Below are 7900 nucleotides of genomic sequence, written 5' to 3' on the forward strand. Positions count from 1 at the left end.
TCATCAACTGAGCCGGCAGTTAGTAATCTTAACAGGTCCTTTTTTTCGTCCTGATCGAGGAATTCGAGGATGTCGAGGCTGGTTGCTGGTTGCTGGTTGCTCGATTCTGGTTTCTGGTTTCTTGTTTCTCGGTTCTTGATGTTAGTTTCTCGTTGCTTGTTCATTTTGTTCTCCAGCTTTCGTTCACATATTGTATAAATTTATTAATTTTCATACCTAAAATATTATACTCCTTTAATAATGTTTTCCATTCATGATTTTCGGGATAAATCTCTATTATCGTTTCGATCTGATTTGTACACTCATCATTCGATGCCTGCGCATAAACCAGAAATCGAATAAAATCCGCTTTATAATTCCTTCTTCCATAACCTTCTGCAATTTGATCTTTGATACTTTTAGATGATCTTCTAATTTGACTTCCCTGTTCAAACATTTCAAACTTTGGTAATTCTAAACTCAGTTTGTGAACTTTGAGAGATAGTTTGAAAGCAATTTGATAAATATCTAAATCTTTATAGCTTGCCATGCTGATATCCAACCAGTAACGAGCAACAAGCAACGAGCAACTAGTTAAAAGTAACCTTCCCTCTTCTTCTGCTCCATACTGCCATCCTGGTCAAAGTCGATTACCCTTGTTGTACGTTCCGATTTGGTTACGGTCAGCATTTCTTCCACGATCTTCTCTATCGTATCAGCTTCTGAATCAATAGCACCGGTAAGCGGATAACAGCCTAAAGTTCTAAAACGAACTTTTCGCATTTTAGCTTTTGCAGCAATATCTTTTGGTGTTCTATCATCATCCACCATAATCAAATTCCCATCAACCTCAACTATTGGACGTTCTTTAGCAAAATATAGCGGTACAATTGGAATATTCTCCAATCTGATGTATTGCCAGATATCGATTTCTGTCCAATTGGAGATCGGGAAAACCCGGATCGATTCACCTTTTTTAATCTTTGTGTTATAAACATTCCAGAGTTCAGGACGCTGATTTTTGGGATCCCACTGATGAAAATTATCGCGGAAAGAGAAAATTCTTTCTTTGGCTCGGGATTTTTCTTCGTCACGACGGGCACCACCAAAAGCAGCATCGAATTTGTATTTGTCCAAACCTGCCAGAAGTGCTTGCGTTTTCATAATATCGGTGTGAACTTTACTGCCGTGTGTGAATGGACCAACTCCCGCTTCGAATCCTTCCTTATTATAATGTACGATCAAATCCCAGTTTTTCTCTTTTGCGTAACGATCTCTGAATTCGATCATTTCCTTGAATTTCCATTTGGAATCGATGTGCATCAACGGAAAGGGAACTTTACCTGGATAGAAAGCCTTTTCCGCCAGGCGTACCATCACCGAGGAATCCTTGCCGACAGAATACAACATCACCGGATTTTCAAATTCTGCTGCCACTTCTCGAATGATATGAATGGCTTCTGCTTCCAATGCTTTTAAATGTGTTAGTGAATAATTTTCTTGTTTCATGCAACCTCAATTATAATTTTTTAATTTTCAAATTCCTTATTGCTCCCCTTCGACTTATCGCGACGTAGTATAACGGAGTCGGAAAGGGGAGATGTTCTGCGTTTCTTTTTGGAAATCTGAGCAGAACAGAGGGGTTTTGTTTTATTTTTAGTAAACCCTCAGTCCTCATACTTTGGACAGCTCCCTTGACAGGGAGCGAAAGTTGAAGATTATTAATTTTCATTTCCTTATTTCTCCCCTTGTACTGGTGACTTTGCCTTGCAAAACGCCATCACCAGCCTTTTCTTAAGGGGAGATGCCGACAGGTAGAGGGGTTTTGTTTGTTTTTTAGTAAACCCTCAGTCCTCATACTTCGGACAGCTCCCTTGATAGGGAGCGAATATGGAGAAAGCCTATTCCTCATTTCCTTATTTTCCCCCTGTAAAGGGGGATGCAGGGGGTTTTGTTATTATCTTTCTATTCATCAAATATCCAATTATCTTCTCAACCGATTCTTCAACCGTAAGTTTATCACTTTCAATTATCAGTTCAGGATTTTCGGGTTCTTCGTAAGGTGAAGAAATTCCTGTGAAATCCGTAATTTCATTACTACGAGCTTTTTTATAAAGCCCTTTCACATCGCGTTTTTCACATTCTTTCAAAGAACACTTCACAAAAATTTCTATGAATTGATCTTTTTCCAGTTTCTGGCGGATGGCATTGCGATATGCTCGGAAGGGTGATATGAAGGCAGAAAGTGTAATCAAACCAGCATCTAGAAAAAGTTTGGCAACTTCTCCAATACGACGAATATTTTCTTTTCTATCTTCTTGAGAAAATCCCAGATTTCCATTAAGTCCATGACGTATATTATCGCCATCCAAAACATAACAGTGATTTCCCAATTGATAAAGTTTGTGTTCCAAAGCGTAAGCGATGGTCGATTTCCCGGAACCGGAAAGACCTGTAAACCAGATCAGAACAGCTTTTTGTCGAAGCTGCTTTTCTCGATCTTTTTGAGTTATCTGGCCCTGATGCCAAACAGTATTTGATGATTTCATTTTATTTCTTCTAATCTGTATTTATTCCATATTCTTTCATGTAAATAATATCCAGAAGATTTTGCTATTATTTCGATTCCTGCTCCCGATCCTGCTATAACTGGTTCTTTCAAAATTATAAACAGAATAATAAAGGTATCCAGTGAAGCTAAGATTCGCCAAGTTATCGTTTTCAGGAAAGAACGAATCTGAGTTCCTTTTCTGGGACGATTGGAAAAACTCCAACCTTTTTCATGCAGATAATAAAGCAGCATCTTGGTGAAGAATTCAATTCCTACAACCGATAATCCAATTAATAATCTGCTGGTTAAAATGAACACGATAGCAATGGTAAGAAATGATGCTGCAATTCGCCACGTTATAGTTTTTGCCAGAGCACGATGTTTGAGTAAAAATTTATTTATCACAATTTTTTAAAAACTTTATATTTCCTTTTCGATATTTGATGTCTAGATACAGCTTCGCCCTGTCACTTACCATTAAGAAAATTATAACACTCTTAAAATAAGCTTAAGAATCACATCTATACTTTCTGCCCGTTCATGATTTTGTCTTTGAAGTTATGCAGGGTTAGAAACTGATATTAATCTGTCTATAGAAAAATTAAGGAAAATTAATTCAGGTTTTGTAAGCAATTTTCTGACAGTGGATTATGGGATGGGATTTTTTTCTTATGTCATGGTGAGTTCCCGATTTATCGGGAGTATCGAACCATGAAGGGTTCTGCTTATTCACTTCTATATTTTCAATTCTTATTCCGTTATTTACCCTCGATCCTTCGTCAAGCTTCGACTTTGCAGGCATAGTGGAAAAAAAACGTCATTCTGATATTATTCCCCTCTTGAGAGGGGTGTTCCGAATATTTTCGGGATGGAGTGTGTAACGTTGTTCTTACGTCTACGTTGCACTACACCGGCACAGGGTGGAAAAATCTCTTTTCCCGAGAAGTAAAGCTACTTGAAATTTCACGAGATTCTTCGCCAGTAAAGCCATTAGACTCCTCAGAAAGACGCTAAATAAATCTATTTACAAAGTACATCATGTTCGAGCCAGCATGAAAATTCGAGCTGTCAATTTTTTAATTTCTTCTTCAGATAATTCCGGATGCTTTTTTGCCAGATATGACCGTTTCAGTTCCCAGGCCATTTCATACAGCATGTTCATTTGCAGCAGTTTCTTTTCAGTTATTTCGGAAGGGAATTTTTTGTGTTCTTTATTCATTTTTTGCACAACTTTCTTAACTCATTTTTAAAGAAATCAGCAATTTTGTCTTTTGTGATATTTTCTTCAGGATAAAGATGATCTGCAATTCTTTGAAATAAATTTCTGGTTTTATTTGGAAGATAATCAAAACTAATCATCAATATAAATTTTCCTGATAAAATTGACTCGTTTTTTAAATCTTCCCGATTCCTCAGTTTCTTCCAAGACTGCTTTGATTGTAGCTAAATCTACTTTCTCAAATAGAAGCTGTATTTCTGGAATATCACCGTAAAGAATTACTCTTCGAGTAATAATTTTCGTGTCAAGATCAGCATCAGATTTGTAATTCCAGAAAATATGCTGAGGAAAAATGTTAATTTTCATGTTGAGAAAAACCCCTCCTTTCAAACTATCATGTAAATTCAGATTATTTACAAAAACTTATAAAGCGTAAGTGCGCCAAGAAGCAGCGTAACCATACCGATGGCTGTTCTTAAAAAATTTGTCGGCATCTTCTTGACTGAAATTCCCGATAACGGCACTGAAAGCAGTCCGCCCACAACAAGGAATGGTGCCAGTCGCCAGTCAATCTTCAGTCCCGATAATAAATACATGATCAAACCCACCAGACAGGTCAATGATTCTGCCAGTGATGTTATTCCAATCGCATTTTTGCCGTCTACTCCCGATAGCAGCTGACCACTGGTAACAACAGGTCCGTAACCGCCACCACTTATTCCTTTATTGAATGAAGCCAGAACGCTGAGTCCGGTGACCTTGAACCAGGAAAATTTGAAATTCATTCTGGATGTTATCAGGATAAGAATTCCCATCAGTGAGATCAGGATTCCAATATACAATTTCACGTAAAATTTCGGAAGATTGATCGCTACTAAAACTGCCACAACCGTTCCGATAATACTGCAAAATCCGATCAAAAGAGATATTTTGAGATGCTGGGGAATATAAAAACGGAGGTGTTTGAAAAATCCCAAACGCGAAACTTTTATGTTATCACCATTTTTAGGAAAAAGATTTACATTTCCCATTTTGTCATGAACGATGCTGGCTGCCAAACCGGTGAAAAGCTCGGAAAGCAGAATACACGGCACTATCTGCATCGGTTCATATCCTAAAATCAGTAAAATCGGCGTAAGAGATGTTCCGTAACCCATGCCCAGAGTGGAATCAAAATATTCCGCCACAAACGCCATCAGAATAATTATCACACCTGTATGCAACGTAAAAGACCAATCCATAAAAACCTCCATAAATCATTTTGGAAGTCAAATTATGGAATCAAAATTTAATGTCAACTAAATCGATATAGTTTATATTTTATATCAGATTAAGTCAGATAAGAAAAGGTGCTCCAGTTTTTCGGAAATATAATCACGAATTTCTTTTAAAACTATTGAAACTTTGGCATTTTTTTCAATTGGTGAATGATCAAAGAAATGAACACTCACCGAATCCACCGGAGCTAAAGGTCCGTCGATCAGACGAATAACTTCGGCCAATGAAATTTCGGAAGCTGCTTTTGCCAGCTTGTAACCGCCGTGTGGTCCGCGAATGCTGCGCACCAGATTCTGTCTTTTCAAAATGATCAAGATCTGTTCCAGAAATTTGCGGGGAATCTGATTTAAATCTGCCAGGTCCTGGATTGTCAGCAGTTTTTCATCCTGGAATTTTGCCAGTGAAACCAAAGCTAAAATGGCGTATTCACTTTTGCGGGAAAGTCTCATTTTAGTTTATCCAGAAATCTATTTAGATGTTCTTTTGACACATCCATTCCCAGCGGAATATGCGACTTATTGGTTCCATGAAAATCGGAACCGGCAGTGATGAGAAGATCACATTTTTCTGCATATTCTAAATATTGATTAACCTGATCTTTCGTATGCTGAGAATAATAGGCTTCTATTCCCATCAGGTCGTAGTTTTTCAATTCTTTTATCAGGTTTTCCAAATCTTCATCACTCAATTTTGTCTGGTAAGGATGAGCAATCACCGGTATTCCACCTGCCTGCAAAATCAGTTCGATGGCAAGTTTAGGATCGAGCCGTTTCTTGTTCATGTAAAAGGGTTTTCCCTTGTCCAGGTAAAGATCAAAAGCTTCCTGGTAAGAATTAACATAACCTTTTTTATGCATTAAATTTGCGAAATGTGGTCGTCCGACAATTTCACCTTTTGCTTCAATTTCCAATTCTTCTTGCGAAATAGGAAAGCCATTCTCTGACAGCTTCTGCAGCATTTTTGCATTTCTATTCTTGCGAAAATCCTGCAGTTCTTTTAAAGCTTTTCTTAATTTCTCATTTTTGGGATCGAAGTCATAACCTAAAATATGAAGTGTCTTGGGAAATTCTGCACTTATCTCTACACCATTGATAAATTTCATATTTGGGGGAATTTCGCTAATTTGATCCAGAGCATCAATACTGTCATGATCGGTAATAGAGAAATATTCGAGCTCAAGTTCAGCTGCTTTTTTCAAAATTTCAGTCGGGCTGAATGAACCGTCGGAAACGGTTGTATGCGTATGAAGATCAAGTTTCAATTTGCAGTTCCTTTAAATAAACAGGTTGTGTTCCCGATTTTCCAACTTTGATGCCAGCAGCAATATTTGCCAGTTTGGCAGATTGTAAAATTGGAACTCCAGAACTTATGGCTAAAGCAAGTGTTGCCACTACAGTATCACCAGCTCCGGAAACATCGTAAACTTCACGAGCTACAGTTTGCAGATGCTGTGATTCTTTTCCCTTTTCAAAAATGTACATACCATCTGCACCAGCTGTGATAATAATGTTAGCAGAAAGTTCTTCAACAAGTTTTTCTCCAGCTTTGATGAAATCTTCTTCCGTTTCGATGATAATGCCGCTCATTTCCTGAGCTTCCTTTTTATTAGGAGTTATCAGGAAGGCACTCTTGTACCAGGCTTTATGCTTAGGTTTGGGATCTACTATCAGCGGAATGTTCTTTTCATTAGCCATTATAATCAATTGTTTCAGCAATTCCTTCGTGATCGTACCTTTAGCATAATCGGAAATAATGATGGCAGAAATTTGATTCAGTTTATTCAATTTTTCCAGGAATTCAGTTTCCAGGTGAGTTTCAATGTATTGAGTATTTTCGTTATCGATTCTGAGCAGTTGCTGGTTCATGCCGATAATACGGATTTTCTGAATAGTTTGCTTTTTAGGATCTGTTAAAATTCCAAGAGAATCAATTTTAAGGTCATTCACACATTTTATTAAAACATCTCTGTGCAGATCTTTGCCCGTAATCCCAAACAGAAAAGCCTGACCGGAAAGTGTGGAAATATTGGCTGCAACATTGGCTGCACCACCGGGAACAAATCTCTCACTGGTTACTTTTACAACCGGTACCGGAGCTTCCGGTGAAATCCGATCTACATTTCCATAGACATATTTATCCAAAATCAGATCACCGATAACGGCTATTTTTTGAGTAGAGAAGTGAGTTAATATTTCATTGTATAAAGTTGACATTTTTCTTCCAATTCATCTAAATCTATTCCATAATATCTTTGCAGTAATAAACGTCTTTTTTCTCTTTCTGAAATACCCTTAGGAAAGGATTCTATTACAAATCTTCTAACTGATTCACACATCGATATTCCCATCATGAATCGTTCTTCATTACTTTTTGACATCAGCATTTCATGATAAATTTTTCTTACTTCAGGTGATGTATCCTGCACCTATAAACTCCTTGAAGAAATTAATTAAATCAATTTCTTTCAGCCATTTCTCAAGATAATCTCTATCAAAATCTTGATTTAGGAGATTAATGACATCTTTTTTCTGCATCTCAGATTCTGATTCCTTAGCCCATATCAATTTAGAAATAATCAGATCTTCTTTTGATACAATGTTGATTTGCTGTCCAAAGATAGTTCTCTTCTGTCTTCTTCTGAATTCTACAATCCTATAATCCTGCTTTTTCCTGATTATAAAATCAATTTTTATTATTGATGAATTGTGAATTATATTAAATGAACTTTGATGATCGGAACGTGTCAAGCATTTCTGGACACTTTAGTAGTTTAATTTTGTTCATAATTATTTCACCTTCTTTTCGATATTTTCGGGTTTATTGATCCAGACAGATTCAGGCAGATTTTTTATAATCGGTATTTTGTTTCTAAA

Annotated in this window: 12 protein-coding genes; all 12 read right to left on the bottom strand. The window is 37.0% G+C overall.

Annotation, left to right across the window (positions count from 1 at the left end; translation table 11 throughout):
- Positions 1 to 160: 160 nt before the first annotated feature.
- The 12 genes from K9N40_12320 to K9N40_12375 all read right to left on the bottom strand — a co-directional run bounded on the left by K9N40_12320 (position 161) and on the right by K9N40_12375 (position 7774).
- Positions 161 to 529: a four helix bundle protein gene (locus tag K9N40_12320; GenBank protein ID MCF7815252.1), complete on the bottom strand. Its 369-nt coding sequence runs from the start codon at positions 527 to 529 to the stop codon at positions 161 to 163.
- A gap of 44 nt (positions 530 to 573) precedes the next feature.
- On the bottom strand, positions 574 to 1488 hold the full coding sequence (gene cysD / locus K9N40_12325; protein MCF7815253.1) for a sulfate adenylyltransferase subunit CysD: 915 nt from the start codon (positions 1486 to 1488) through the stop codon (positions 574 to 576).
- A 407-nt stretch (positions 1489 to 1895) separates the two neighbouring features.
- Positions 1896 to 2528, bottom strand: coding sequence for an adenylyl-sulfate kinase (cysC, locus tag K9N40_12330; protein ID MCF7815254.1), 633 nt, complete (start codon positions 2526 to 2528; stop codon positions 1896 to 1898).
- Entirely contained in the window at positions 2525 to 2935 is a 411-nt protein-coding gene (locus K9N40_12335) for a DUF2061 domain-containing protein (protein ID MCF7815255.1), read from the bottom strand. The genes cysC and K9N40_12335 overlap by 4 nt, the downstream gene beginning before the upstream one ends.
- A gap of 631 nt (positions 2936 to 3566) precedes the next feature.
- Entirely contained in the window at positions 3567 to 3749 is a 183-nt protein-coding gene (locus tag K9N40_12340) for a hypothetical protein (protein MCF7815256.1), read from the bottom strand.
- A 132-nt stretch (positions 3750 to 3881) separates the two neighbouring features.
- Complete coding sequence (locus K9N40_12345; GenBank protein ID MCF7815257.1) at positions 3882 to 4115, bottom strand: hypothetical protein; 234 nt, start codon at positions 4113 to 4115, stop codon at positions 3882 to 3884.
- Between the two features lie 47 nt (positions 4116 to 4162).
- Positions 4163 to 4990, bottom strand: a complete 828-nt coding sequence (locus tag K9N40_12350; GenBank protein MCF7815258.1) for a sulfite exporter TauE/SafE family protein — start codon at positions 4988 to 4990, stop codon at positions 4163 to 4165.
- An 84-nt stretch (positions 4991 to 5074) separates the two neighbouring features.
- A complete protein-coding gene (locus tag K9N40_12355; GenBank protein ID MCF7815259.1) occupies positions 5075 to 5476 on the bottom strand; it encodes an Rrf2 family transcriptional regulator in 402 nt (133 codons plus the stop codon).
- Positions 5473 to 6288: a PHP domain-containing protein gene (locus tag K9N40_12360; GenBank protein MCF7815260.1), complete on the bottom strand. Its 816-nt coding sequence runs from the start codon at positions 6286 to 6288 to the stop codon at positions 5473 to 5475. Before K9N40_12360 ends, K9N40_12355 begins: the two co-directional genes overlap by 4 nt.
- Positions 6278 to 7240, bottom strand: coding sequence for a D-glycero-beta-D-manno-heptose-7-phosphate kinase (gene rfaE1, locus K9N40_12365; protein MCF7815261.1), 963 nt, complete (start codon positions 7238 to 7240; stop codon positions 6278 to 6280). The genes K9N40_12360 and rfaE1 overlap by 11 nt, the downstream gene beginning before the upstream one ends.
- Positions 7213 to 7452: a hypothetical protein gene (locus K9N40_12370; GenBank protein MCF7815262.1), complete on the bottom strand. Its 240-nt coding sequence runs from the start codon at positions 7450 to 7452 to the stop codon at positions 7213 to 7215. The genes rfaE1 and K9N40_12370 overlap by 28 nt, the downstream gene beginning before the upstream one ends.
- Entirely contained in the window at positions 7433 to 7774 is a 342-nt protein-coding gene (locus tag K9N40_12375) for a hypothetical protein (GenBank protein ID MCF7815263.1), read from the bottom strand. The genes K9N40_12370 and K9N40_12375 overlap by 20 nt, the downstream gene beginning before the upstream one ends.
- Positions 7775 to 7900: the final 126 nt, after the last annotated feature.

Source organism: Candidatus Cloacimonadota bacterium, from assembly GCA_021734245.1.
In the GTDB taxonomy this organism is placed as follows: domain Bacteria; phylum Cloacimonadota; class Cloacimonadia; order Cloacimonadales; family TCS61; genus B137-G9.